The organism is Microbacterium sp., assembly GCF_046295495.1.
Taxonomy (GTDB): Bacteria; Actinomycetota; Actinomycetes; order Actinomycetales; family Microbacteriaceae; genus Microbacterium.
This window is the reverse complement of the sequence record NZ_JBKBNC010000037.1, coordinates 1-25,123: the sequence shown is the minus strand read 5'-3', so window position 1 is coordinate 25,123 and position 25,123 is coordinate 1. Positions and strand designations below refer to the sequence as shown.

Annotated in this window: 23 protein-coding genes; 8 read left to right on the top strand and 15 right to left on the bottom strand. The window is 71.0% G+C overall.

What is annotated here, in order from left to right:
- The 3 genes from rfbB to ACK4LS_RS12050 all read left to right on the top strand — a co-directional run.
- On the top strand, positions 1–781 hold a 781-nt coding region (gene rfbB / locus ACK4LS_RS12060; RefSeq protein ID WP_409717431.1), incomplete at its 5' end, for a dTDP-glucose 4,6-dehydratase.
- A gap of 5 nt (positions 782–786) precedes the next feature.
- Positions 787–2,208, top strand: coding sequence for a sugar nucleotide-binding protein (locus ACK4LS_RS12055; protein ID WP_409717429.1), 1,422 nt, complete (start codon positions 787–789; stop codon positions 2,206–2,208).
- Between the two features lie 92 nt (positions 2,209–2,300).
- Positions 2,301–2,666, top strand: coding sequence for a GtrA family protein (locus ACK4LS_RS12050; RefSeq protein ID WP_409717427.1), 366 nt, complete (start codon positions 2,301–2,303; stop codon positions 2,664–2,666).
- A 25-nt stretch (positions 2,667–2,691) separates the two neighbouring features.
- Here the strand turns inward: ACK4LS_RS12050 and ACK4LS_RS12045 are convergent, their stop codons facing one another.
- Positions 2,692–3,093, bottom strand: a complete 402-nt coding sequence (locus ACK4LS_RS12045) for a DUF2304 domain-containing protein (RefSeq protein ID WP_409717425.1) — start codon at positions 3,091–3,093, stop codon at positions 2,692–2,694.
- On the bottom strand, positions 3,090–3,827 hold the full coding sequence (locus ACK4LS_RS12040) for a glycosyltransferase family 2 protein (RefSeq protein ID WP_409717435.1): 738 nt from the start codon (positions 3,825–3,827) through the stop codon (positions 3,090–3,092). Before ACK4LS_RS12040 ends, ACK4LS_RS12045 begins: the two co-directional genes overlap by 4 nt.
- Positions 3,828–3,968: 141 nt before the next feature.
- Between ACK4LS_RS12040 and ACK4LS_RS12035 the strand changes: the two genes are divergently transcribed.
- Entirely contained in the window at positions 3,969–5,477 is a 1,509-nt protein-coding gene (locus tag ACK4LS_RS12035; RefSeq protein WP_409717423.1) for a DUF2142 domain-containing protein, read from the top strand.
- Between the two features lie 51 nt (positions 5,478–5,528).
- Here ACK4LS_RS12035 and ACK4LS_RS12030 read toward each other — a convergent pair whose 3' ends face one another.
- The 9 genes from ACK4LS_RS12030 to ACK4LS_RS11990 all read right to left on the bottom strand — a co-directional run bounded on the left by ACK4LS_RS12030 (position 5,529) and on the right by ACK4LS_RS11990 (position 15,597).
- Positions 5,529–8,246 carry a hypothetical protein gene (locus tag ACK4LS_RS12030; RefSeq protein ID WP_409717421.1) on the bottom strand — a complete coding sequence of 906 codons (2,718 nt, stop codon included), beginning with the start codon at positions 8,244–8,246 and terminating at the stop codon, positions 5,529–5,531.
- Positions 8,243–8,773 carry a hypothetical protein gene (locus tag ACK4LS_RS12025; RefSeq protein WP_409717419.1) on the bottom strand — a complete coding sequence of 177 codons (531 nt, stop codon included), beginning with the start codon at positions 8,771–8,773 and terminating at the stop codon, positions 8,243–8,245. The genes ACK4LS_RS12030 and ACK4LS_RS12025 overlap by 4 nt, the downstream gene beginning before the upstream one ends.
- Before the next feature lie 59 nt (positions 8,774–8,832).
- A complete protein-coding gene (locus tag ACK4LS_RS12020) occupies positions 8,833–9,783 on the bottom strand; it encodes a glycosyltransferase family 2 protein (protein ID WP_409717417.1) in 951 nt (316 codons plus the stop codon).
- A 49-nt stretch (positions 9,784–9,832) separates the two neighbouring features.
- Complete coding sequence (locus ACK4LS_RS12015) at positions 9,833–10,936, bottom strand: glycosyl transferase (protein ID WP_409717415.1); 1,104 nt, start codon at positions 10,934–10,936, stop codon at positions 9,833–9,835.
- The gene (locus ACK4LS_RS12010) at positions 10,933–12,399 is read right to left on the bottom strand and encodes an LCP family protein (RefSeq protein WP_409717413.1); all 1,467 of its coding nucleotides are present in this window, start codon (positions 12,397–12,399) and stop codon (positions 10,933–10,935) included. Before ACK4LS_RS12010 ends, ACK4LS_RS12015 begins: the two co-directional genes overlap by 4 nt.
- On the bottom strand, positions 12,396–12,863 hold the full coding sequence (gene purE, locus ACK4LS_RS12005; RefSeq protein ID WP_409717433.1) for a 5-(carboxyamino)imidazole ribonucleotide mutase: 468 nt from the start codon (positions 12,861–12,863) through the stop codon (positions 12,396–12,398). Before purE ends, ACK4LS_RS12010 begins: the two co-directional genes overlap by 4 nt.
- A gap of 107 nt (positions 12,864–12,970) precedes the next feature.
- Positions 12,971–14,104 (bottom strand): 5-(carboxyamino)imidazole ribonucleotide synthase, encoded by a 1,134-nt coding sequence (locus ACK4LS_RS12000; RefSeq protein WP_409717411.1) that lies wholly within the window; start codon positions 14,102–14,104, stop codon positions 12,971–12,973.
- Positions 14,105–14,180: 76 nt separating this feature from the next.
- On the bottom strand, positions 14,181–14,735 hold the full coding sequence (locus ACK4LS_RS11995) for a PH domain-containing protein (protein ID WP_409717409.1): 555 nt from the start codon (positions 14,733–14,735) through the stop codon (positions 14,181–14,183).
- 79 nt (positions 14,736–14,814) lie between these two features.
- Complete coding sequence (locus ACK4LS_RS11990) at positions 14,815–15,597, bottom strand: biotin--[acetyl-CoA-carboxylase] ligase (protein ID WP_409717407.1); 783 nt, start codon at positions 15,595–15,597, stop codon at positions 14,815–14,817.
- Positions 15,598–15,756: 159 nt separating this feature from the next.
- Between ACK4LS_RS11990 and ACK4LS_RS11985 the strand changes: the two genes are divergently transcribed.
- Positions 15,757–17,346, top strand: a complete 1,590-nt coding sequence (locus ACK4LS_RS11985; RefSeq protein WP_409717405.1) for an acyl-CoA carboxylase subunit beta — start codon at positions 15,757–15,759, stop codon at positions 17,344–17,346.
- Positions 17,343–17,588 (top strand): acyl-CoA carboxylase epsilon subunit, encoded by a 246-nt coding sequence (locus ACK4LS_RS11980; protein WP_409717403.1) that lies wholly within the window; start codon positions 17,343–17,345, stop codon positions 17,586–17,588. Before ACK4LS_RS11985 ends, ACK4LS_RS11980 begins: the two co-directional genes overlap by 4 nt.
- 390 nt (positions 17,589–17,978) lie before the next feature.
- On the opposite strand, the gene ACK4LS_RS11975 is transcribed toward ACK4LS_RS11980, so the two are convergent.
- The 4 genes from ACK4LS_RS11975 to ACK4LS_RS11960 all read right to left on the bottom strand — a co-directional run bounded on the left by ACK4LS_RS11975 (position 17,979) and on the right by ACK4LS_RS11960 (position 22,377).
- On the bottom strand, positions 17,979–19,013 hold the full coding sequence (locus ACK4LS_RS11975; protein ID WP_409717401.1) for a hypothetical protein: 1,035 nt from the start codon (positions 19,011–19,013) through the stop codon (positions 17,979–17,981).
- A complete protein-coding gene (locus ACK4LS_RS11970; RefSeq protein WP_409717399.1) occupies positions 19,010–20,269 on the bottom strand; it encodes a sensor histidine kinase in 1,260 nt (419 codons plus the stop codon). The genes ACK4LS_RS11975 and ACK4LS_RS11970 overlap by 4 nt, the downstream gene beginning before the upstream one ends.
- Positions 20,262–20,927, bottom strand: coding sequence for a response regulator (locus ACK4LS_RS11965; RefSeq protein WP_409717397.1), 666 nt, complete (start codon positions 20,925–20,927; stop codon positions 20,262–20,264). Before ACK4LS_RS11965 ends, ACK4LS_RS11970 begins: the two co-directional genes overlap by 8 nt.
- A gap of 190 nt (positions 20,928–21,117) precedes the next feature.
- Positions 21,118–22,377: a class I SAM-dependent RNA methyltransferase gene (locus tag ACK4LS_RS11960; protein ID WP_409717395.1), complete on the bottom strand. Its 1,260-nt coding sequence runs from the start codon at positions 22,375–22,377 to the stop codon at positions 21,118–21,120.
- 150 nt (positions 22,378–22,527) lie between these two features.
- Between ACK4LS_RS11960 and ACK4LS_RS11955 the strand changes: the two genes are divergently transcribed.
- Complete coding sequence (locus ACK4LS_RS11955; RefSeq protein ID WP_409717393.1) at positions 22,528–23,175, top strand: Maf family protein; 648 nt, start codon at positions 22,528–22,530, stop codon at positions 23,173–23,175.
- 77 nt (positions 23,176–23,252) lie between these two features.
- The gene (locus ACK4LS_RS11950; protein WP_409717391.1) at positions 23,253–25,019 is read left to right on the top strand and encodes a biotin carboxylase N-terminal domain-containing protein; all 1,767 of its coding nucleotides are present in this window, start codon (positions 23,253–23,255) and stop codon (positions 25,017–25,019) included.
- Positions 25,020–25,123: the final 104 nt, after the last annotated feature.

Sequence of the window (25,123 nt, the reverse complement as noted above, 5' to 3'; positions counted from 1 at the left end):
CGCGGTGGTGCACTACGCCGCCGAGTCCCACAACGACAACTCCCTGCACGACCCGCGTCCGTTCCTGGACACCAACATCATCGGCACCTACACGCTGCTGGAAGCCGCCCGCCGACACGACGTACGCTTCCACCACATCTCCACCGACGAGGTCTACGGCGACCTCGAACTCGACGACCCCGCCCGCTTCACCGAGAACACCCCCTACAACCCGTCCTCGCCGTACTCCTCGACCAAGGCCGGCTCGGACCTCCTCGTGCGCGCGTGGGTGCGCTCCTTCGGGGTGCGCGCCACCATCAGCAACTGCTCCAACAACTACGGCCCCTACCAGCACGTGGAGAAGTTCATCCCCCGCCAGATCACCAACGTCCTGCGCGGCATTCGCCCCAAGCTGTACGGCACCGGTGAGAACGTGCGCGACTGGATCCACGCCGACGACCACTCCTCGGCCGTGCTGACCATCCTCGACAAGGGCGAAATCGGCGAGACGTACCTCATCGGCGCCGACGGCGAAGAAGACAACAAGAGCGTCGTCGAACTGATCCTCCAGATCACCGGGCAACCCGCCGACGCGTACGACCTCGTCACCGACCGCCCCGGACACGACCTGCGCTACGCCATCGACTCCACCAAACTCCGCACCGAACTCGGGTGGACGCCCACCTACGGCGACTTCGAAACGGGACTGGCCGCCACCATCGACTGGTACCGCGACAACGAAGCCTGGTGGGCCCCCACCAAAGACGGCGTCGAAGCCTTCTACGCCAGCAAAGGACAGTGACGGACATGCCGATCGAGTTCAGCAAGGGCCTGTCCGCGCGCGCGACGCCCATCCCGGGCCTGATCATCCTCGACCTCCCCGTGCACGGCGACGCGCGCGGGTGGTTCAAGGAGAACTGGCAGCGCGAGAAGATGGCCGCCGCCGGCATCGAGCTTCCCGACTTCGGTCCGGTTCAAAACAACATCTCGTTCAACGACGCCGTCGGCACCACGCGCGGTATCCACGCAGAACCGTGGGACAAGTACGTCTCCGTCGCGACCGGACGCATCTTCGGCGCCTGGGTCGACCTTCGCGAGGGCGACACGTTCGGCGCGGTGTTCACCGCCGAGCTCGATCCGTCGACGGCGATCTTCGTGCCGCGCGGCGTCGGCAACTCCTACCAGACGCTCGAGCCCGATACCGCCTACACCTACCTTGTGAACGACCATTGGTCGCCCGACGCCACGTACACCTTCCTCAACCTCGCCGACGAGACGGCTGCCATCGACTGGCCGATCCCGCTCGAGAACGTCGAGATCAGCGCGAAGGACCTGCAGCACCCCCGCCTGGCCGACGTGGTGCCGATGCCCCCGAAGAAGATCCTGGTGACCGGAGCGAACGGTCAGTTGGGGCGCGCGCTGCGCGAGGAGTTCGGCGAACACCCCTGGATCGAGTACGCCTCCCGCGCCGAGCTCGACCTCACCTCCCCCGATCTGGATGCCGCGCGCCGCTGGCGCGACTATGCGACGATCATCAACGCCGCGGCGTACACCAAGGTGGACGCAGCGGAGACCACGGAGGGGCGGGTCCAGGCCTGGGCCGCGAACGTGACGGCGGTCGCCGCCCTCGCCCGCGTCGCCGGCCGCAACGGCATCACCCTCGTTCACGTCTCCAGCGACTACGTCTTCGACGGAACCGCCGATGGCGCCTATCCCGAGGGCGCCGCCCTGTCACCGCTCGGCGTCTACGGACAGACGAAGGCGGCGGGCGACGTCGTGGTGTCGACCCTGCCCCGGCACTACATCGTGCGGACCAGTTGGGTGATCGGTGAGGGCAACAACTTCGTGCGCACCATGGCGTCGCTGGCAGAGCGCGGAATCGATCCGCGAGTCGTCGACGATCAAGTGGGCCGGCTCAGCTTCACCTCCGACATCGCCGCGGCCATTCGTGCCCTGATCGACGGAGAGGCGCCCTTCGGCGTATACAACGTCACCGGTCAGGGTGAGCCGGTGACGTGGTTCGACGTCGCCCGCACGGTGTTCGAGCTGACGGGGCATGACCCCGGTCGGGTCACGGGTGTCAGCACGGCGGAGTACTTCGCCGGCGCGACCGGCCCCGTGGCGCCTCGACCGCTCAACAGTGTGCTCGACGCGGCTGCCGCCCAGGCGGTCGGACTTCCGCTCGCTGACGCGGGCGTGCGACTGCGCGAGTACCTCGAGCGCGCGTGAGCGCGCCCGGCAGCCGGATCCCGGACGAATCCCGCGGACCCCTCGTCCGTGCGGCGCGCTCTGCGTGGAGACACAGCGCGCTGCGCTACCTGGTGGTCGGTGGTGGGGCGTTCCTGATCGACCTCGGTCTTCTCGCCCTTCTCCACGACGTTTTCGCCGTCCCGCTCGTGGTCGCGACGCCGGCCGCATTCCTGCTCAGCTTCGCCATCACCTACTTCTTGCAGCGCGCGTTCACCTTCGGTACGGAGGCGGGCATGGCATCCAGTGCCGTGAAGTACACGACGCTGGTCGCCTTCAACACCGTCGCCACCACCGCGATCGTCGCGGCCGTCGCCGCCCTCGGGCTGCCGTGGGTCGTCGGCAAGGTCGTGGCAGTCGGCTCGACCACCGTCTGGAACTATTTCGCCTACCGGTACTGGATCTTCGCCCCCTCTCGGAGACCCGCCCCGCCCGTGTGAGCGGACATCCGCTGGCTCGCCCGGCTCAGGACCGCGGAACGTCCTCGCGTGGGTCCGCGGACGGGGGGAGGGGTTCGAGCGCATCCAACCTGCGTGCCAGGGTCTCGATGTCGGCGCGGCCGATCGCGACCTCCTCGGCGAGACGTCGAATCTCTTCTTCCGCTCGGGAGAGTTCCCACGACAGATGCAGTGCGACACCCACCAGGAGAGCGATCGACATCGCGAAGATGAGATTCGCCGGGACTTCCACGCCCAGAAGATGGGTGAGCTGCACCAACAGGCCGGGGAAGATCGAGATCACCAGCAGGGCGAGACCGATGACCAGCCAGAGAGTCGCGTATTTCTCGCGCAACTGCCGACGCAGCAGCATGGCGACGATGATCGCCAGCACGAGGATGGCGAAGGCGATCCCGGCGAAGACGATCACGCACGGACCCCCGTCTTGGTGGCCGCGCCGCGCATGATCGCGAGCGACAGGGCGAACATCGACCGCAGGAGGTACACGGCCGCCCCGAAGGGGTTCTGGCTCGGCCGGCCGGCTGAGCGGGGCCGCATGGCAACCGGCACCTGCGTGACGGTGAGACCTGCGTGCAGGGCGTTCACGAGGGAATCGACGGTATCGCCGAGATACTCGGCCGGGTAGTACACGACGTACTGATCGATCGCCCGCGCATTCGCCGCACGGAAGCCGCTGGTGACGTCGGTGAGACGCGTTCCGGCAATACGGGAGAGCACCGTGGCCAGCATGCGCATCGCCCAGCGGCGTGGCCCGCGAGCGGAGTAATCGCCCACCTCGGCGAAGCGGGCACCGATCGAGATGTCGGCCCCCTCGAGTCCGTCGAGCACGGCCGCGATATCACGGGGATTGTGCTGCCCGTCTGCATCCACCTGGATAGCTCGGGTGTAACCGTGTGTGTACGCGTACCGGAACCCGGCACGCATCGCGCCGCCCACCCCGAGATTGAACGGCAGCGACAACACGGTCGCTCCCGCTTCACGCGCGCGCTCCGCGGTGTCGTCCTCGGAACCGTCGTCGACGACGACGATGTCCCAGGCCTCGGGCTGCTGCCGGATTTCCCGAACAGTGGGACCGACGCTCTCGCCCTCGTTCCACGCCGGAACGATGACCAGAGTGTTCGAGCGTGCCGCGGACATCGGCATCATCGTAGCAGCGAGCCCGTCTCGGGCCCGCGAAGCCCGGGCACCCCCGGAAGGCGGCCGAGATGGCTGCTTGTAGAATCGCCCAGGCCGTCACTGCCCCGCCGTGACGCTGAGAGCCGCGCTCCAGAGAGATCCACGCACATGCCTTCTTCGCTCGTCCGCCTCGCCCTCCCTCGCCATCAACTCGCCCACGTCGCCGTCGTCTTCGTCGCGCTCCTGGCGATCCTGTTGAGCGGCGCCGTGTTCCTGCCGATCGCGTCGGGCGCCGACGAGGCCGCGCACTACGTCTACGCGGCCGCCGTCGTGCGGGGGCAGGCGGGGATGCTCGAGCCCACGCTCCCCGCACGGCTCGCGAACACGCATCAGTTCGCCACCTGCATCGCCTTCCAGCCCGACGTGACCGCCGCCTGCCAGGGGCCGCTGCGCATCGCCGAGAGCGGCGGCGTCCTCTCGCAGACCAACGCGGGCCTGTACAACCCGGTGTTCTACCTCTGGACCGGCCTGGGCACACTGCTGGTGCCGACCGAGTACGGCCTTTACGTGGCGCGAGCTCTCGCGGCGACCGTCACCGCGCTCTTCCTGGCGTGGGGCTTGTCCTTCCTCTGGCGCACAGCCGCGTCGCCCCTGCCGCTCTTGGCAGCCTCGCTGTTCCTCACCCCCATGACGCTCTACGTGGGCATGGTGCTGAATCCCAGCGCCTGGGAGATCGCGACCCTTTTCGCCGCGACGGTGTCCGGCTTCGCCGTCGCGTGCGGGCCCCGCACCTCCGGCTGGCGCGAAGAGCACTCGCTCCTCCTGGCCTCATCGTGCGTCCTCGTCACCACACGCGGGTTGTCGCCCCTCTTCCTCGCCGTCACCGCTGTGGCCCTGCTCGTCGTCGCCGGCCTCGCGCGCGTGCGCGAGCTCCTCGGGGATCGCCGCATATGGGTCACGGCAGCCGGCATCGGTGCGGTCACGGCGTTCAGTGTGGGCTGGGTGCTCGTCCACGGGACGAACTACGTCGGCGTGGAGAGGCCCGCGTCCCTGGCCGACGGCATCGCCGGCATCGCGGTGTACTACTCGAACTACCACGAGCAGGTGACGCAGATGTACGGCAATCTCGGATGGCTCGACCTGCGCAGCCCCAACATCCTGTCAACGTCGTGGATTCTGCTGCTCGGCGGCGTGGTCGTGCTCTGTTTCGGCCTCGCCACCCGGCGCGCACGGTGGGCCATTCTTCTCGCCTTCGCCTCGGCCACTGTCATTCCCGGCGTTCTCGCGGGCTTGCAGTGGTCCGGGTACGGATGGCAGGGCCGCTATACGATGCCGCTCGTGGCCGCTCTGCTCGTCATCGCCGCGCTGACGGTCGATTCGGGTCCCGACCGGGTCCCGATGGAGACGGCGGTACGGCGTCTCGTCTCAATGCTGCGATGGCTTCTCCCGTCGTTCCTCGTGGTGGGGGTGACCGTCACCGTCATCCGCACCGCGCACCGCTACCTGGCGGGCGAGACCGCCGCTTTCCTCGCGACCTGGCAGTGGTCGCCGCCTCTGCCGGTCGTCCTGCTCGCCGTCGTCTTCTTCGCGGGTCTGGCCGTCCTCACGACCATCGTCATCGGCCGTCCGCTCGCGCAGACCGCACCCGCGTCGGTCCCGGGTCGCCGCGGACGGTGACGGCACAGAACCCCCGGGAACCGCTTCCGCGGTCTCCGGGGGTTCTGTGTCTCACCGCACGATGACGTACTTGCACCCCAGATCGACGGAATACTTCCCCCGGTCGTCGGGAATGCTCACGCAGACCTTGCGGGTGCCTTTGGCGGCGGAGAACCGTTGATCGAACCCGTGCCGGGGACCGGCTTTCGGGTAGGCGGCGGCCACATCCGCGCGGGGGCGACCGGCGGTGACCGTGCGCACCACGCCGTCGATCGAGACGCGCACGTCGACGGGCCCGGTGACATCGGGGTCGAACGCCCACCCCCACAGGGCGAGTGCCCGGTTTCCACCCGTCACGACGTCGATGTTGCCGATGGGCGCGCCGGCCACCCCGGTGACCGTCCGGCATCCGAGGAGCGGATTGTCGCCCGAGGTGTTGATGGCGTAGATGCACAGCTGCGAGGTTCCGGCCGGGACCTGCAGAGTCGTCCGGAACCCGTGCGCGGCGCCGTACAGCGGGTACACCTTGGCGACGTCAGGGCGGCTGCCGTTCGCGGTCAAGACGGTCGCCGCACCGCGGATGTACACGTGCACCGGGATCGGACGCCGGGTGTCGGGGTCGATGGCCCATCCGCGGATCGTCGCCGTCGTGCCCGACACGCTGACCTCATCGACGCTTCCGATGGGGGTCTTGCCCTCGTCGCGCGTCGAGATGTCACGGCATCCGAGCTCGGTGTTCGATCCGTCGGTGTTGATCGCCGTGGCGCATACCCTCGACGGCCCGATGGGGATGTCGACCTTCCGGGAGAAACCATGGGAAACGCCATATGCGGGGTAGGCGGCCGCCACGTCGGGGCGACTCGACTGCGCTGTCACGGTCGTGACCTTGCCCTCGACCGAGATGCGCACCGAGATCGGACGCACGGTGTCGGGGTCGATGGCCCATCCCGCGACGACGGCGGTGCGTCCTGAGACCGTCACCGCATCGAGCGCGCCGATCGGGGCGCGCCCTTGGTCGCTACCCGTCACGGTGCGGCACCCCAGGGTCGTGTTCTCACCTGCGGTGTTGATCGCGTAGAGGCAGACGGGCGTGTTGCCGGGCGGCAGGTCGACCACGGTCGAGAATCCATGCCGGGAACCGTAGGCCGGATACGCGGCAGCGATGTCGTCGCGGACCCCACCGGCCGAGATGGCGCGGCCCGCGGCGCCCACGTAGACGTGCACCGCTATCGGGCTGCGCGTGTCGGGGTCGAGGGCCCAGCCCGTGACGCGGGCGGTCGTGCCGACGACGTCGAAACTGTCGATGTACCCCATCGGGGCGCGACCGATATCCTGCGCGGCCGGGGTCATGATGCTGCGGCAACCCAGCGTAGTGTTGCCCCCCGGCCCGGCGTTGATGGCGTAGAGGCAGATCTGTTTCGCGTCGCGCGGCACCTTGAGCGTCGCGCTGTACCCATGCGCCGTGCCGTGCACGGGATAATGCGAAGCCAGGTCGGTGCGCGCCCGGGCCGCCGTGAGCACCGACCCGACTCCATCGACGTAGGCGTGCACCGCGATGGACGACGCCGTGTCGGGATCGAGCGCCCACCCGGCCACCGTGACCGACCCCGACGACACCTTGACCGAGTCGATCGCGCCGACGGGTGAGCCCGTGTAGAAGGGCATGTCCCGGCATCCCAGCGTGGTGTCGGAACCGCGGCCGGTGTTCACGGCGTACAGACACACCTGTCCGCTGCCCCCGCTCGGTGCCGGGATCCGCGCATCGAAGCCGTGCGCGGCGCCGCTACCCGGGTAGGCCGCGGCCACATCCGGCCGATCGCCGTCGGCGGTCAGGGTCGTGATCGCACTCGCGAGGGTGGCGCGCACCGCGATAGGGGCGGAGGTGTCGGGGTCTACCGCCCATCCGCGCACCCGGATGCCGCCCGGGTACGCCTCGATGGCGTCGACCGAACCGAACGGCCCTCCGCCTGCCTTCGTCGAACCGAACCAGTCGGTGTACGTGCGCCAGAAGTTGCGGTTGCCGTAGGCCGAGCAGTCGTCGCCCTCACCGTAGAGGTTGCGCAGCGCCGCCGCGTTGGGGACGTACGGGGTGTAGATGTACAGCGCGGCGGTGGCCTGGTTCTCGATGAACACCCGCTGCGTGCCGCAGCGCGCCTCCGTGTCGAACAAGATGTTGTTCCAGCGCCCGGCCTGATAACCCCACCAGCTCGGGTTCAGGCGGTAGATCTCGAACTGCCGAGCCCCGTAGTAGACCTGGTAGAAGAAACCCATCGTGGAGGAGTCGCACGGCGCAGTGTCGGGACATCCCTGACCCGTCGCCGCCGCGTAGTTCCGCGCGGACGGGGCCGTCGAGGTGACCAGGCCCTGCTCCTTCTGCAGGAGCACCAGAAGCGCCTTCTGGCTGATGCCGCACGAGCGCGCGACCTTGTCGATGATGGTCGCCGCACTCTCATTGGCGGCTCCCGAATATCCGTTGCAGTACCTGTCAGCCGGGCGGTCGTCCGTGCTCTGTCGGTAGTCCTTGAGGCAGGTGGCCCCTGACTGGCACGCGCGGACCTTGCCGTTGAGGAAAGTCTGGATCTCACCCGACGACATCGTCGAGCCGTCGAAGAACAGGGCATCGTCGATGATGTTGCCCGGATTCCAGTCCGACGCGTCGGCGGCCGCAGCGGACTCCGCGGGGGCGACGGTCGCGGGGAGCACGACCGGCGCCGCCACCAGGAGCGCGAGAGCGCACGCCCACGAGGCGACGACCGCCGCCACACCGCGGCGCCGGGAACCTCGGATCACGGCGCCGTCTCGACCGTCGCGATGTCGGATCGTGCTCGCAGAGTGGTGGACGAGTACGCCACGGTGAAGGAGACCTCGGCCGACGAGCCCGCGTCGATAGACATGAGCCCGCAGTACGTCACGTCCTTGCCCTCGTTGCCGGCGACCGAGACGGTCTCGCCGGTCGACGTGAGGGTGAGGGTGCAGGTCCCGCCGGCCTCCGAGACTCCCGGCACCATCGCCGAGACCTCGAGCCTGCCGTCCCGCACCTCGGACGTGACGACCAGCACCTCTCCGTTGTACGGGGCATCGGCCGTCGCACTCGCGCTGGGCGCAGGCGTCGCCGCGGCGCTGGGCGACGTCGACGTCGATGAAGCAGGAGTGGGGGTGGGTGTCTGCGACACGGTCGCACCGGGGGCGGCTGGGCCTCCCGGCATCGGCGTGGCGCACCCCGCGAGGGTCAGCCCACCGAGCAGAACGAGGGCAGGGAGCGCGATCCGCGTCCGCCGGGGGAGGGAGCGGACCGGGGTGCCGAGAGGGTTCTTCACGCGTTCATTATGCGTTGCACAAGTGACGGATGTGAATAACGAGCCCAGAGAGAGCGAGGCTACCGCCCCGCAAGGCGTCGTCGCAGGGCCCGCAACCGCGACATGACGGGCTGATGCGCATCGATCTCCGCTCTCAGATCGGCTCGCATTTCTTCGCGGACCCGATTGACGATGCGGTCCACCGCGTCACCGACGGCGCGGTCGACGTGCGCCCTCATCTCGGCGTCCGCGGCCGCCATGTACAGCGGTAACCCGGCACCCTCGCGCCGCACCCACTCGGACAGGGCGCGGTCGCGCACGACTGCGTCGTCGCGTGAGTGCTCGGAGGCCAGGCCGAACATGCTGTTGGCATCGCCCCCGACGGCATCGGGGCGCTGCACCCAGAACGCCAGAGGCTCCGACGAGATGAACCCGATCCCCTGCGCACGCAGGATGCGCAGGTAGAAGTCCCAGTCCTCGACGGCGTCGAGCGTCTCGTCGTACCACCCCACCTCGTCGTGCACGGAGCGTCGGTAGAGGACGGAGATCGGCACCGCGCGATTGACGCTCATCATCTCCGACAGAGAGATGCGCTGCATTCCAGCCCAGAAGGGCGCTCGCCCGACCTGGACCCACTCCGCGCCGCGGCGCTCCTCGTACACGATCTCGGTCGTCACGGAGACCGCCGCATCGCCGGGAGACGCGTCGAGCCACGCCACCGTGCGCGTGAGGAACTGCGGATGCCAACGGTCGTCGTCGTCGTGCAACACGACGTAATCGGTGTCGAGGGCGCGGATCCCCACGTTGGCGGCAACGCACCGGCCCCCCGCACCGGGGGCGATGTGCACGATCTCGACACCGTCGACAGCGGCCTCGGCGACGGCCCCGTCGATCTCGGCCGGCTCCCCGCCGTCGTTGACGACGACCACACGATAATCGGTCCACGACTGCGCTGCGATGTCGCGAAGCGCCCGGGTCAGGAACGCCGGGCGGTGGCGGGTGCGGACGACGATCCCGACGCGAGCAGGCATGCGTCCGAGCATAAGGTCGGCACCCGCCGCGGTCGCGACGCCGCGCGGATCACAGCTCCGCGTGCAGCGCCCAGACCCGCTCCGCCGATGCTCGCCACGCGAAGCCCTTCGCCCGGTCGCCCGCGAGGACGCGCAGACGCTCCGCCTCGTCGCCGAGTGCGCGGTCGACCGCTCCCGCGAGCGCTTCGGCGGGGGCGAACGCCGCGGCGTCGGCGAGCACCTCCCGGTGCACGGGGGTGTCCACCACGGCGACCGGGACGCCCAGAGCGAGCGCGTCGACGACGCGCCAGGGCCAGTCGGCACGCTCGCAGGCCGAGACGAAGGCGGCGGCGTGCGAAAGCACCGCGGCCCGATCCCACTGATCCAGCGACCCCCGCGCGTGCACGCGCGAGTGCGACAGCCCCGCGCCCACCGCGAGCTCGACCACCCCGGGCTCCTCACCCTCGGGCACGTCCAGCACCACCATCTCGCCGTCCCACCCGGAGGAGGCGACGGCGGCGAAGACACGGGCGAGCCCGTCGGATGCCGCGATCCCGCCGGCGGCGGCGACGAACACCGACGGCAGATCGAGCACGCGCAAGCGCCCCACGGCATCCGAGGGGACCCGCAGGTCGGCCGTCGGTGCGCCGCCGATCACACGCACCTTCTTCACGAGCTTGGCCTTGGCCACCTCCGCGAGGCGCTCCGCCATCGCGTGGGTGGGCACGACCACCGCGTCGGCGTGCTTCGCCACCCGCGAGAGCAGCGCTCGGGCGGCGAGCATCTCGGTCGTGGGCATCTCGTCGGGGGTCTCGAACGCCCGCAGATCCCACAGCGTGACGACGATCTGGTGCGTCTCGTTGACGCGATCGTGGCGCACGAGCGGCGCGAGGGCGGTGGGCGAGTGGATGAGTCCCTTGCCGATCCCGGGCGCGACGCCGAGCTGCCAGGATGCCGCGAGCTCGCGACGTCGCACGGCCAGGCGGGTCTCGGAGCTCAGCCCTTCGATGCTCTGCTCGGCGGCGAGCCCGGGGGCCGGGACGATGGCGGCCACATCGCATCCGCGGGGAGCGGTCGCGACGAGGGCCCGCGTGAGCGAGGCCGAGGCCTCGGCGAGATCGCGGGAGGTGGGCGCGACGAGCTGGTCCAGCACGACGCGGAGAGTGACGGTCACGGCGCGGGGCTCTCCGTTTCGGTCGGCGGGTGCAGCTTGTCCCCCACCATCTGCCGCACCTGGTCGTAGTCGGGGTCGTACTCGTCGACGCCGCCCTCGGGGGTGAGTTCGAGGGTGTTCAGGGGCTCGTCCTTCGCCTTCAGCGCCAGATCGACGAGGGTCGGCGCGATGAGCGACTGGGGCAAGTCCGTCTGAACGGTGTTGGTGCCCGCCTTCCACACCTCGGTGAAGCGCGACAGCACGTTCTGCGGCGTGAACTGCGACAGGATCGCCCCCTGCAGCTCACGCTGACGACGCATGCGGTCGAAGTCGCTCGTGGTGTAGCGCGAACGGGCGTACCACTGGGCGGTGTCGCCGTCCATGTGCTGCGCACCGGGCTCGATCCATCCGAACGCCCAATCATTCACCGGCTGACCGTCGTACGCGGGTCCGCCCTTGGGCAGGCGCTCCTGCACCGTGATGTCGACACCACCGAGAGCGTCGACGACGTCGGCGAAGCCCTTCATGTCGATGAGCACGTAGTACGGGATCTGGATGCCGAGGATGCCCTCCGCGGCGTCCTTCGTGGCCTCGATGCCCGGCTCGGAGCCCCGGGAGTCGGCATCCGGGTAAAGGGCGTTGCCGTCCTGGCAGATCTCGACCTCGGTGCGGAGCTGGTTGATGCCGCTCCCCCACCCGCACACGGGATCGGCGTGCCCGGTGTGGCCGTCGGGGTATTCGTCTTGCATGGGCCCCGGCGCGAAAGGGAAGTGCGGCATGTCGCGCGGGATGCCGGTGATCGTGGTGGCGCCGGTGTCGGCGTTGACCGAGACGACCGAGATGCTGTCGAAGCGCATCGAGTCTCGGCCCTCGCCGGAGTCGCCTCCGAGGAGGAGGATGTTGTAGTACCCGTCGGAGGGCGGGACGACCGGCGCCGATTCCGCGAAGAGTTGGGCGAAGCCGTCGCGCGTCGCTCCGGCGACCTGAGCGCCCCAGGCGGCCACCGAACCGGAGAGAGTGAGCAGGGCCACCGCGAGGATCGTGACCCCGAAACGGGTCGCCCGTCCTACGCGCACCAGCCGGACGAGCCGCAGGGTGTCGATCGTGAGCACGATCCACAACACGACGTAGCCGACGAGCGCGATCTGCACGAGCGTGAGCGGGAGGGGTCGGAACCACGACAGGAAGCTCGGGATGAACGATCCGGTCGCCAGGGCGAACAGGCCGCTGGGCCACAGCAGCGCGAAGAGCGCGCCCAGGACGATCACGGCCCACCCGGCCAGGGTGGCTCCCAGCCCGAACCGTCCGAGCCGGCGGTCGCCGGCGAGCACCTGCGCCGAGCCCGGCACGAGGACGTTCAGAACGACCAGCCACCATGCCCGACGCGTCATGACCTCGACCGAGGCGGCGTCGGGGTTGCGCAGCGGCCGCGACTCGATCGCCGACGCGTGCGCGCGCGGACGGGCGGGGGCCGCGAGGGTCACAAAGACTCCTTCAGCCGGCGGTTCTTCTCCTCGACCTGCGCTTCGAGGTCGCGCGCGTAGGCCTCGATCCGATCCGCCAGGTCGGGGTCGGCGCTGCCGAGGATGCGCGCGGCCAGCAGCCCCGCGTTCTTCGCGCCGTTGATCGAGACGGTGGCGACGGGGATGCCCGCGGGCATCTGCACGATGCTCAGCAGGGAGTCGAGCCCATCGAGGGTCGCGAGCTGCACCGGCACGCCGATCACGGGCAGGGCGGTCACCGACGCCAGCATTCCCGGGAGGTGAGCCGCTCCCCCGGCTCCGGCGATGATCGCGCGCAGCCCGCGCCCGCGGGCCTCACGGCCGTACCGCACGAGTTTGTCGGGCGTCCGATGGGCCGAGACCACCTCGACCTCGTGCGGGATGCCGAACTCCGTCAGCACCGAGGAGGCGGCATCCATCACGCGCCAGTCGGAGTCGGAGCCCATGACGACGCCGACCACGGGCGTCTCGGAAGAATGCAGCGGCCGGGTCACCGCTCCAGGCTAGGGGGGCTCGCTGGAAGATCGCGGAGCGGCACGCTCAGACGGCCGGCTCAGTCGAAGAACGAGGCCGCGGCCCGCGCCACGTACACGACGTCGTCGAGGTCGTCGCCGATCACGTTCACATGCCCCACCTTGCGACCCGGACGCGGCGCCTTGCCGTAGGTGTGGATCTTCGCGGCGGGCTGGGCCGCCATGGCGGCGGCGAACCGCTCATCGAGGGTGCCGGTCGCCGGGCCTCCCAGGACGTTGATCATCACCGCCCACGGGGCCACGGCATCCGTGGATCCCAGGGGCAGGTCGAGCACCGCGCGCAGGTGCTGCTCGAACTGACTGGTGACGGCGCCGTCCTGGGTCCAGTGACCGCTGTTGTGGGGTCGCATGGCGAGCTCGTTGATGAGGATGCGATCGTCGGAGGTCTCGAACAGCTCGACCGCCAGCATCCCGGTGACTCCCAGACCTTCGGCCACGGCCACGCCGATCTCGGCGGCCACGAGTCGCACGCGCTCCTCGGCCCTCGGACCGGGGGCGATGACCTCGGCGCAGACGCCTCCGCGCTGCACCGTCTCGACGACGGGATAGGCGCGCACCTCGCCCGACGGTCGGCGTGCCACCTGCTGGGCGAGCTCGCGACGGAAGTCGACGAGCTCCTCGACGAGCAGCGAGCCACCGCCGGCGTCTTCGGCGAGGGCGGCGAACCAGTCGTCGGCCTCGGTCGCGGCCGTCACGACGCGCACGCCCTTGCCGTCGTAGCCGCCGCGGGGCGTCTTCACGACCGCGCGCCCGCCGTGTTCGTCGAGGAACGCCTGCAGGTGCGTCGCGTCGGCGACGGCGGCCCAGTCGGGCTGCGGCAGCGCGAGCTCGGCCATCCGGGCGCGCATGACCAGCTTGTCCTGCGCGACGCCGAGTGGGGCGGGACCGGGGTGCACCGCCACGCCGGCGTCGACGAGGGCGGCCAGGACGTCCTGCGGCACGTGCTCGTGATCGAACGTGATGACGTCGACCTCGCGCGCGAAGGCGAGCACGGTCTCGGCGTCGCGGTAGTCGCCGACCGCCGTCGCTGCCAGCGCAGCCGACATGCCCTCGTCTTCCGCGAGCACGCGGATCTCGACGCCGAGCTCGACGGCAGGCGCGATCATCATCCGCGCCAGCTGTCCGCCACCGACCACTCCGACTCGCAGCGTCATGCCGCTCCTTCCGTCGGCATCCATTCTGTCGGGCCGCCCGCACGCGCGCGAGCCGGGCAGCGCGCGCCGGACCGCCTCAGACGTCGACGGAGCCGGAACCGAAGGACTGCGAGTCGCGGTGGGCGAGGATCTGATTGACCTCGACCTGGTCGACGAGCGTCTCGTGCACGAGCACGGCGTTCGGGACGTTCTTCAGGCGCATCGCGGGCTCCACGCCGTTGGACAGCGACAGCGTTCCGGCACCCCACAGGCGTTGCAGGATGCCGCGTCGCATCTGGATCGCGTAACCGCGCACGTGGGAGATCTCGCGGTGGTTCGAGCCGAACAGGCCCGACCGCTCGATCACGCGGCGGGTCGTGATGGTCCAGGTGTGCGACAGCCAGGCGACGTACGGCACCACGACGAGGAGCAGCACGAGCACTGCCGCCGCCGTCAGCAGCATCCAGTCCTCGTAGGGGGCGGGCAGGTTGCCGTAGAAGAACGCCGTCGCTCCCGAGACCCCGATGAGCACCAGAGCCGACCACGCCAGCCGCCGCGCGTGCGAGCGCAGCCGCGCGATGCGCAGCTCGGGCGCGCTCGTGCCGGGCGCCGGCATGCGCGGGCGCCCGATCGAGCTCGACGGCTGGGTCACGGTCTCATTCTGCGCCGCCGGAGCGGCAGACCCCCGATGCCACGCGGAGAGGGGCCTCGCCTCGACACGCCGGTCGCACTCAGCGCACGTGCACGACGTCGCCCGCGGAGACGGGCGTCTCGAGGGTGCCCGAGCCCACGACGAGGCGACCGTCCGGATCGATGCGCACCGCGGTGCCCGAGAGGGTCGTTCCGTCCGGCAGCGACACCGACACCTCGCGGCCGACCGTGGCGCACAGCTCCTCGATCTCTCGATTCACCAGGTCGACCTCGTCGTGGGTGAGGCGCGACAGCAACGAACGCAGACCGTCGAGGTAGTCGGCGAGCAGACGGTCGTCGTCACTGTCGGCTCCGATCGCGGCGAAGGAGGTCGCGGTCGTGACGGGCAGGTCGGCACGGCTCATGCGCGTGTTGACACCGGCGCCCACCACGACGGTGTCGAAGGTGCCCGGGACCGCCTCGGCCAGGATGCCGCAGATCTTCGCGCCGTCGACGAGCACGTCGTTCGGCCACTTCAGCTCGGCGGTGCCGCCGTGACCGGCGAGCTGCGCGCGCACGGCATGCGTCATCGCCGCCCCGGCCGCGAGCGGGATCCACCCGCGCAGAGCCGGCGGGATGTGCGAGGCGTCCACGACCACCGACACCGCGAGCGCGGTCCCCGCCGGCGCGATCCACGTGCGGTCGAGTCGACCCCGGCCGGCGCGCTGGTCGTCGGTGACGAGCAGCGACAGGTGCGGCCAGCCGGCGGGATCGGCCGCGACGGCCTCGATCACGTCGGCGTTGGTGGAATCGGTGGTCGCGACCACCTGCACGCGGGGGCTGACGGCGGCGGTACGGGGATATCCGGATGCGGGGATCGGCATGCTCCACACCCTAGAGAACGGTCGGGTCATCGGCATCCGGTTGCGCGCGAGCTCCGGAGACGTCACGCGGTTTCGATGGTCGGATGCCACAGTCACTCGCCGCTTCGCTTGTGCGCACCCTCCAACGTCGGTGCCGGTGCGGTCGCTAGGGTGGAAAGCGTGACCGACCAGCCCGATCTCTTCACCACCGCCGGCAAGATCGCGGACCTGCGCAGCAGGTTCCAGGAGGCGGTCGTCGATGCCGAAGCCGCCGCGCATCAGAAGCAGCACGCCAAGGGCAAGCTCACGGCCCGCGAGCGCATCGAGATGCTGGTCGACCCGGGCTCCTTCGTCGAGCTCGACGAGTACGTGCGCCACCGCACCACCGCCTTCGGCATGGACAAGTCGCGCCCCTACGGCGACTCGGTCGTCACGGGCACCGGCACCATCCACGGCCGCACGGTCGCCGTCTACGCGCAGGACTTCTCCACCTTCGGCGGATCCCTCGGCGAGGTCGCCGGCGACAAGATCATCAAGGTGATGGAGCTGGCGCTGCGCAGTGGCATCCCGATCATCGGCATCCTCGACTCCGGCGGCGCGCGCATCCAGGAGGGCGTCGTGGCGCTCGGCAAGTACGGCGAGATCTTCCGCCTGAACACCGCGGCCTCCGGCGTCATCCCCCAGATCTCGCTCATCATGGGCCCGGCCGCCGGTGGAGCGGTGTACTCCCCCGCGCTGACCGACTTCGTCATCATGGTCGACAAGACCAGCCAGATGTTCGTGACCGGACCCGACGTGATCAAGACCGTCACCGGCGAAGACGTGGGGATGGAAGAACTCGGCGGCGCGCACACCCACAACACCCGCTCGGGCGTGGCGCACTACCTCGCCGACGACGAGGACGACGCGATCGACTACGCGCGCAGCCTCATCGGCTACCTGCCCGACAACAACCTCGCCGAGATCCCCGTCTACGACACCCCGTTCGAGTTCGAGACGACGGATGCCGACCGCTCCCTGAACACGGTCATCCCCGACTCGCCCAACCAGCCCTACGACATCCACACCGTCATCGACGGGATCGTGGATGCCGCGGACTTCCTCGAGGTGCAGCCCCTGTTCGCGCCGAACATCGTCATCGGCTTCGGCCGCATCGAGGGACGCACGGTCGGCATCATCGCCAACCAGCCCTCGCAGATGGCCGGCACGCTCAACATCGACGCGGGTGAGAAGGCCAGCCGGTTCGTGCGCTTCTGCGACGCATTCTCCGTGCCCATCGTGACCCTCGTCGACGTGCCCGGCTACCTGCCCGGGACCGACCAGGAGTGGACCGGCGTCATCCGCCGCGGCGCGAAGCTGCTCTACGCCTACGCCGAGGCCACCGTGCCGCTGGTGACGGTGATCCTGCGCAAGGCCTACGGCGGCGCCTACATCGTCATGGGCTCCAAGCAGCTCGGCGCCGACATCAACCTCGCCTGGCCCACGGCCGAGATCGCCGTGATGGGTGGTCAGGGTGCGGTCAACATCCTGTACCGCAATGAGATCAAGCGCGCCGAGGAGGCCGGCGAAGACGTCGCCGCCGTGCGCACGCGCCTCGCGAACGAGTACACCTACAACGTGGCATCCCCGTTCCTGGCCGCCGAGCGCGGCGAGCTCGACGGCATCATCGAGCCGGCGCAGACGCGCGTCTCGGTCGCCAAGGCGCTGCGGGCTCTGCGGAACAAGCGCGCGAGCCTGCCCGCCAAGAAGCACGGGAACATCCCCCTGTGAGCACCCCTCGGAACACGGACCCCGCGGCCGGCCTCCCGCCCGTGGTCGCGGAGGTCGTGCGGGGTACGCCGACCGAAGAGGAGTTGGCCGCGGCGGTGGTCGTGGTGAGCGAGGCGTACGTGCGCGAGGTCGCCGAGGCCACCGCGCCCGAGGCCCCGGTGCGCTCACGGTGGGAGCTGTCGGCGCGCGGCCTGCGGACCCCGCTGAATCGCGCGGCCGGATGGAACGGCTTCACGGGCTGAGCCCCGCGCGACTGTCCCCCGAAATACCTACAGACGCCGCGGGACCGCTCCCGAATACTGGAGGAGCTGGAACGCATCATGCGTTCGGTCGGACCGCTCCATCGAGCCGGATCCGGCCGCACGGACGGTTTTCGGGTAACCGTTCGTCCGGGTGAGGGGTCGGCGTCTACGCCGCCCCTCACCCCTCACTCTCGGCAGCGTCGACGAATCCCCCCACCGCGTCGAACGGGCCTGCGGGTGAGGCGTGTCCGTTGCGATCGGGTGCCACGCCCGTCGCGACCGGCTCGGCTCGGCTCGGCTCGGCTCGGCTCGGCTCGGCTCGGCTCGGCTCGGCTCGGCTCGGCTCGGCTCGGCTCGGCTCGGACGAGGGTCCGCGCGGCCCGGCCGAGGTCAGCGCGGGCGGCGGATCTCGCGCCAGAGGTCGACCTGGTCGTCGTCGCCGCCGGCCCCCTCGCCGGTCGACCGTCCGACGACCGTCACCGCGATCTCGTGGTGCGGGGACGTGCGGATGATCACGCGCTGCGACACCGCGCCGCGCAGGATGCCGGCGAGTTCGCTGCGGACGCCGTCGAGCTCGGCCGCGTTCAGGCCCTCGAGTCCGCCTTCGTCGAAGAGGCTGACGGCGGCGCCCCGGCATCGCGCGGCCTCGATCTCGGCGCGCACGCCGTCGTCGAGCAGACGGTTGCCGCGCAACTCGTCGCGCAGAGTCGCCTCGGCGCGCCGCGCGGCCTCCTTGTCGGCCGCGCGCAGGTTGCCGCCGTTCTCGATGGTCCGCGCGAGGATGGGGCCCGCCGCCTGCAGAGCGCGCTGGACGTGCAGACGGCGCTCACGCTGTCGGCCGCTCTGCGAGGCCTGCCACGCGGATGCCGCCTGCTGCAGCTCCGCGAGCCGCTCGGCGTCGCGGGCCGCCTGATCGAGGGCGATCGTGACCAGCTGGGCCGCGGTGACCCAGACGAGCGAGCCCACCAGGCCCAGGCTCAGCGCCTGGAGCGGACCGAGCCAGAACGACGTCGACACCCCGAGGATCGCCATACCCGTCCACGCCACGACGGGCCGACGGCGCACCATCACGATCGTCATGAGGGCGCCGATCCCGCCGATCACCCACGTGACGAACGGCTGCGTGCGCCCCGCCTCGGTCACGGCGAGGAAGGGGGCGTTGGGCACCACGACGGCGGCCACGAGGGCGAGCGCCACTCCCCAGCCGGGGAGTCTCACCGAGGTCGTCGCGGCGCTCTCCGTCGTCCGCTCACGCGCTCCGATCGCGAAGATCCACAACCATGTCACCGGGAGGTAGAGCACGAGGGCGGCGACGATGAGCCACCCCCGCTCGACCGTCTCGGGGGAGGTCCAGATGAGACCGCGGGCCGCGAGATACGCGGTGAAGGCGAGGCCGATGACGGACAGGATCGCGCGGACGGTCACCAGCGGTCCCCGCTCTCCCACTCGAGGGTCACCGTCGTACCGGCGGGCGAGGAGTCGATGTCGCTGCGACCTCCGACGGCGGTGAGGCGGGCGTCGATCGACCCGCGGATGCCGAGGCGGTCGGGCGGGACCGCCGCGATGTCGAAGCCCGGGCCCGAGTCACGCACACGCACCGCGACACCACCGGGCGCGCTGCCGCCGGTCAGCTCGACCGTGAGCCCCTGGGCGTCGGCATGCTGCACGGCGTTGGCCACCGCCTGCATCGCCGCGAGCACGAGAGCACGAGCGATACGACCCGGAACACGCGGTGTGCCCTCCTCGACGCGGCGCACGACGGTGAGTTCGATCCCGAGCTCGCGCGCGGCGATCTCGATGTCGTCGGCCAGACGCAGGGCGCGGACCGGCTCGTCGCTGCCCTCGAGCGAGTCCTTCTCGGCGTTGGCCAGGCGGGTCAGCGCCTCGCGCGCCATGCTGACCGCCAGGGTGCGCTCACGCGGGCTCGAGGCGCGGTCGGCGGCCAGCAGCGCGCCGAGCACGCTGTCGTGCATCAAGGCCGCGACGGCCACCCGCTCGTGTTCGCTGGCGGCCGTCGCCGCCGCGGAGGCGTAACTGGCCACGGCGAGGGCGCGCGACTGGTCGACGTTCGCCGCGATCGAGCGGTACATCCAGACCAGCGTCAGCAGGACGCTGCCGAGGATGAGAGCGAACGTCACGTCGAGGATGACCGGCACGACGAACTCGGGCCGCCCGCCGGCCTGCAGCAGGCGCACCACACCGAAAAGGAGAGGCGTCGCGACCGTCCACGTGACCTGCATCCACAGCGGGAAGGCGACGACGGTCGACACGGTCGCGACGTTGACGAGGTAGAAGATCCAGGGGTTCTCGGTGGGCACCGGCGCCGGACCCCCCGCCGTGGCAAGCGGCCACACGGCGAGCGCGAGGACGAACACGATCGCGAAGACCCCGGAGAAAACCCGGGCGAAGCGGTTCACCGTGCACGCCACGATCATCGCGACCAGCGGGATGAAGACCGCGAGCACGAGGGGCGTGTGCCATCCCTGCGCCTCATCGACCGACCCGCCGAACGCCGCGGCGAACGCCTGCGCACCGAGCACGAGCGATCCCGGCCCCACGATGAGGGTGATCACGCGCTCGATGCGCGTCTGGGTGAAGGCGCCCTGCTCCGTCTGAACGTCGCGCGTGTGGGGGATGCGTCCCCAGGCCTCGTCGAGCACCGATCGGTCTGTCTCAGCCACGGCCGGCGTCATCGGGCGCATCCTGCAGGATGCCGTCTTCCATCGCGCGCCGCAACAGGTCGACCTTGGTGGGTGCCGGTCGTCCGACCTCGACGTACTTCACCCGCACGCGCGTGATGTTCTCTTTCGCGGTCGAGTAGGCCACACCGAGGCGTTCGGCGACGGCCTTGAGCGGGAGTCCCGCGGCGTACAGACGGAGGACTTCGCGTTCGCGGGCCGACAGCTGCGCGTCGGCGAACTCGCGGTCGCCTTCGACGGCACTGGCCCATTCGACGTTGTCGAGCAGTTCGCCACGGGCGACGGTGCCGATGGCCCCGAGCACTTCGTGCGTGGGCGACGACTTGCTCACGATGCCGGCGGCCCCGGCGGCGAGTGCCTCGCGGACGGCCCCGGCGCGGTCGGCGACGCTGTGGATGATGACGCTCGAGCCGTCGCGCACGACGCGGTCGACGTTCTCCGACACCGTCGTGCCGTCGCCGAGCGTGAGGTCGAGCACCACCACGTCGGCCGGGGTCTCGGCGGCCGACCGCCGCCATGACAGGTAGGAGGCCACGCTGGCGCCCGAGAAGACGACCTGGGTGGCTTCGGTTCGCGCGAGCGCGGCTTCGAGCCCGAGCCGGACCGACTCGTGGTCATCGATGAGGGCGACGCGCGTCATCCTGTCATCGTATCCGCGCACGACCCCGCGGGGCAGTCGCCCCCGCGCGGATCGGCGCGTCCCGCGAGGTCGGACCCGATCCGCTCTCGCCCGTGGGGCACGGCGCCGGACCCGGCGGGCCCCCGCTCGGCCGGCATCCGCCCCGGCACGACCTCCGCGGGCCTCGTCCGACCCGCGGAAGCCGGACGGATCACCGACGCAGGACGGCGACCGCTTCGACGTGGTGCGAGTTCGGGAAGAGGTCGACGCCGCGGATGCCGCGGTCGGCGCGGTAGCCGAGCTCGGCGAAGGTCTGGAGGTCGCGGGCCAGAGCCACCGGGTCGCACGCCACGTAGACCACGGCCGAGGGCGACAGGGCGGCGACGCCCTCCACCACCTGGCGGCCGGCCCCCGCGCGGGGCGGGTCGAGCAGAACGACACCCCGCGAGAGCCGCTCGCGCTCGCGTTCGGAGGCGTCGGCGGCGAGGCGCGCGACGAAGCGGTCGACGCGCGCCGTCTCGGCCCGGGCGCCGATCCACTCCGCGAGGTTCTCGCCGGCGTGCTCGGTCGCGCGGGCATCGCTCTCCACGCTCACGACGCGCGTGGCACTGCCGCCCAGTTCCGCGAGGGTCGCGGCGAACAGCCCCACTCCCCCATAGAGGTCGAGATGCGTGGCCTCCGGGTCGAGCGCACCCACGGATGCCGTGAGCTCGGCCGAGACGAGCGAGGTGAGGGTCGAGGCGGCCAGGCGGTGCACCTGCCAGAAGCCGCCCGCGTCGACGCGGAACACCCGATCGCCGACGCGCTCCTCGACGATCTCCGGCGGGGTCTCGCCCCGCGCCCCCTCGGGCCGCGGCAGCACGCGGACGCGGCCGTCGGCGGGCTGCACGAGGTCGATGCGGCCCGGTCGCGCCCCACCGCGCACCTCGGCGGCCGCGCGCGCGACGGCCTCGGTCGCCAGGGGCAGATCGGGCGTCTCGACCACGTGATGGGTGCGCGCGGCGTAGGCGCCGACGCGACCCTCGTCATCGACGTGCAGGCTCACGCGGGTGCGCCAGCCGGTGCCGTCGACCGACTCGGCGTCGTCCCCCACCCCGGCCGCGACCACGTCGACCGGCAGCTCCAGGCGCCCGACGCGCTCGACGGCCTCGCGGATTACCCGCTCCTTCAGCGCACGCTGGTGCGCGAGAGCGATGTGACCGAACTCGGCCCCGCCGACGCGCTGCGCGGGATCGACCTCGATGCCGGCGGAGCGCCACACGTGCGACTGCCGCTCGGGCGCGGATTCGAGCACCTCGAGGGCGTCGGCGCGCCAGAACGCCTTCTTGCGCGTGTCGGTGAGCCGCGCGCGGACGCGCTCCCCCGGCAGCGTGTCGGGCACGAAGACGACGCGGCCCTCGTGACGGCCGACGAACACCCCGCCGTGGGCGATACCGGTGATGTCCAGGTCGATGAGGTCGTCGTCGCGCATCCCCCGAGCCTGGCACATCCGGCCGGGAGGGCGCCCAGGGCGCGGGCTGTCGCTCGGACCCGCCGACGCCCGAGCCTGCGGCGGCCTGGCGGGCCCGTCAACGGGCGCGGCCCGGCGGCGGCGGGGCGACGCGGCAGTAGCGTTGTCGGCATGCGCGTGTGCCTGGCATCCACCTCCCCCGCCCGTCTGATGCTGCTGCGCCAGGCGGGGATCGAGCCGGAGGCCCGCGCGCCCCGGGTCGACGAGGAGGCCGTGATCGCGGAGGTCGAGGCCGCCGAAGGCCGGCGCCTGCCCGCGCCGGAGCACGTGCTGCTTCTCGCGCGTCGCAAGGCGGCCGACGTCGCCCATCGGCTGCTCGCCGAGGATGCCGGTTTCGACGGCTTCGTGATCGGCGGCGACTCGATGTTCGCGCTCGGCGAGGAGATCCTCGGCAAGCCGTACACCGCCGAGGCGGCGACCGCGCGCTGGCGCGGGATGCGCGGACGCACCGGTGTGCTGCACTCCGGACACAGCGTGTTCCGCCTCGCGCCGGGACGCGAGCCGCGCGAGGCATTCGCCGTCGCCGAAGCCTCGGTCACCTTCGCCGCCGACGTCGACGACGACGAGATCACCGCCTACGTCGCGAGCGGCGAACCGCTGATGGTCGCGGGCGCGTTCACCGTCGACAGCCTGGGCGGGGCGTTCATCGAACGCGTCGAGGGCGACCCCTCCACGGTCGTGGGCATGTCGCTGTCGACCATCCGCCGCCTGGTGCGCGAGCTCGACGGGTCGTGGACGGCCCTCTGGAACCGTTCGTAGACTCCCGCACACGTTTCTCGGCGTTTCTTGTCGAGGAGTGTCAAAAGGCGAGCGGGCCCCCTCGATAGGCTGGGAGGATGCCGAAGATCGCCAAGGTCCTTGTCGCCAACCGCGGCGAGATCGCCGTCCGTGTCATCCGCGCCGCCCGTGACTCGGGCAAGGCCTCCGTCGCCGTCTACGCCGATCAGGACCGTGACGCACTGCACACCCGCCTCGCCGACGAGGCCTACGCCCTCGACGGGGCGACCAGTGCCGACACCTACCTCTCGATCGAGAAGATCCTCTCGGTCGCCCGCCGCTCCGGCGCCGACGCCGTGCACCCGGGATACGGCTTCCTCGCCGAGAACGCCGACTTCGCGCGCGCGGTGCTCGCTGCCGGGCTGGTGTGGATCGGCCCCTCGCCCGACGCCATCGAGGCGCTCGGCGACAAGGTCACCGCGCGGCACGTCGCCGAGAAGGTCGGCGCGCCCCTGGCCCCGGGCACCCCTGGTCCCGTCGCGGGCGCCGACGAGGTCATCGCCTTCGCCGAGCAGGTGGGCCTGCCCATCGCCATCAAGGCCGCCTACGGCGGCGGCGGACGCGGCCTCAAGGTCGCGCGCGAGCTCGACGAGGTGGCCGAGATGTTCGAGTCCGCCACGCGCGAGGCCGTCGCCGCCTTCGGCCGCGGCGAGTGCTTCGTCGAGAAGTACCTCGACAAGCCGCGGCACGTCGAGACGCAGTGCCTGGCGGATGCCGCCGGCAACGTCGTCGTCGTCTCCACGCGCGACTGCTCGCTGCAGCGCCGTCACCAGAAGCTCGTCGAGGAGGCCCCGGCGCCGTTCCTCAGTGACGAACAGAACGCGATCCTCTACTCGGCATCCAAGGCCATCCTGAAAGAGGTCGGTTACGTCGGTGCCGGCACCTGCGAGTTCCTGATCGGCGCCGACGGCACCATCTCGTTCCTCGAGGTGAACACGCGTCTGCAGGTCGAGCACCCCGTCTCGGAAGAGGTCACGGGCATCGACCTCGTGCGCGAGCAGTTCCGCCTCGCCGAGGGCGAGGAGCTGGGTTACGACGACCCCGCCCCGACCGGGCACTCGATCGAGTTCCGCATCAACGGCGAAGACCCGGGTCGCGGCTTCCTCCCCCAGCCCGGCCCCATCCACGTCTTCAAGACGTTCGGTGGCCCCGGCCTGCGTCTGGACTCGGGTGTCACCGCGGGCGACACCGTCTCGGGGGCCTTCGACTCCCTGCTCGCCAAGATCATCGTCACCGGTCGCGACCGCGCCGAGGCGCTCGAGCGGTCCCGCCGCGCGCTCGACGAGTTCGAGGTCGCCGGCATGCCGACCGTGCTCCCCTTCCACCGCAAGGTCGTGCGCGACCCCGCGTTCACGGCCGACGACGGCACCTTCGGCGTCTTCACCCGGTGGATCGAGACGGAGTTCGTCAACGACATCCCCGCGTGGGACGGCGAGCTCGACGCCCCCGCGGCAGCTGCCGGGCGGCACACCGTCGTCGTCGAGGTCGGCGGCAAGCGCCTCGAGGTGAGCCTGCCCGACCGCATCACGGCGGCGGCGCCGCAGGTCGGCCGCCCCGCCGCCGCGCCGCCGTCCCGCCGCTCGCACACGGCGTCCCCCGCCGCCGGCGCCACGGGCGACGCGGTCACGTCGCCGATGCAGGCCACGATCGTCAAGGTCGCGGTCGAAGAGGGACAGCAGGTCGTCAAGGGCGACCTGGTCGTCGTCCTCGAGGCCATGAAGATGGAACAGCCCCTCCAGGCCCACAAAGACGGCACGATCACGGGCGTCGACGCCACCCCCGGAACCACCGTCTCGGCCGGCCACCGGTTGCTGCTGATCAGCTGACCCTGCCGCCCGCCCGACGGCGCCGAGCTCCTTCGGGGGCTCGGCGCCGTCGTTCGTCCGCGGCGGGGGCGTGCGGCGCGGGGGGGCGTGCGGCGCGGCGTGCG

Coding starts and splice junctions, on each gene's coding strand:
- ACK4LS_RS12055 (WP_409717429.1), top strand. CDS start 787: ATGCCGATCGAGTTCAGCAAGGGCCTGTCCGCGCGCGCGACGCCCATC.
- ACK4LS_RS12040 (WP_409717435.1), bottom strand. CDS start 3,827: ATGCCGATGTCCGCGGCACGCTCGAACACTCTGGTCATCGTTCCGGCG.
- ACK4LS_RS12035 (WP_409717423.1), top strand. CDS start 3,969: ATGCCTTCTTCGCTCGTCCGCCTCGCCCTCCCTCGCCATCAACTCGCC.
- ACK4LS_RS12020 (WP_409717417.1), bottom strand. CDS start 9,783: ATGCCTGCTCGCGTCGGGATCGTCGTCCGCACCCGCCACCGCCCGGCG.
- purE (WP_409717433.1), bottom strand. CDS start 12,863: ATGGGCTCCGACTCCGACTGGCGCGTGATGGATGCCGCCTCCTCGGTG.
- ACK4LS_RS12000 (WP_409717411.1), bottom strand. CDS start 14,104: ATGACGCTGCGAGTCGGAGTGGTCGGTGGCGGACAGCTGGCGCGGATG.
- ACK4LS_RS11990 (WP_409717407.1), bottom strand. CDS start 15,597: ATGCCGATCCCCGCATCCGGATATCCCCGTACCGCCGCCGTCAGCCCC.
- ACK4LS_RS11965 (WP_409717397.1), bottom strand. CDS start 20,927: ATGACGCGCGTCGCCCTCATCGATGACCACGAGTCGGTCCGGCTCGGG.
- ACK4LS_RS11960 (WP_409717395.1), bottom strand. CDS start 22,377: ATGCGCGACGACGACCTCATCGACCTGGACATCACCGGTATCGCCCAC.
- ACK4LS_RS11955 (WP_409717393.1), top strand. CDS start 22,528: ATGCGCGTGTGCCTGGCATCCACCTCCCCCGCCCGTCTGATGCTGCTG.
- ACK4LS_RS11950 (WP_409717391.1), top strand. CDS start 23,253: ATGCCGAAGATCGCCAAGGTCCTTGTCGCCAACCGCGGCGAGATCGCC.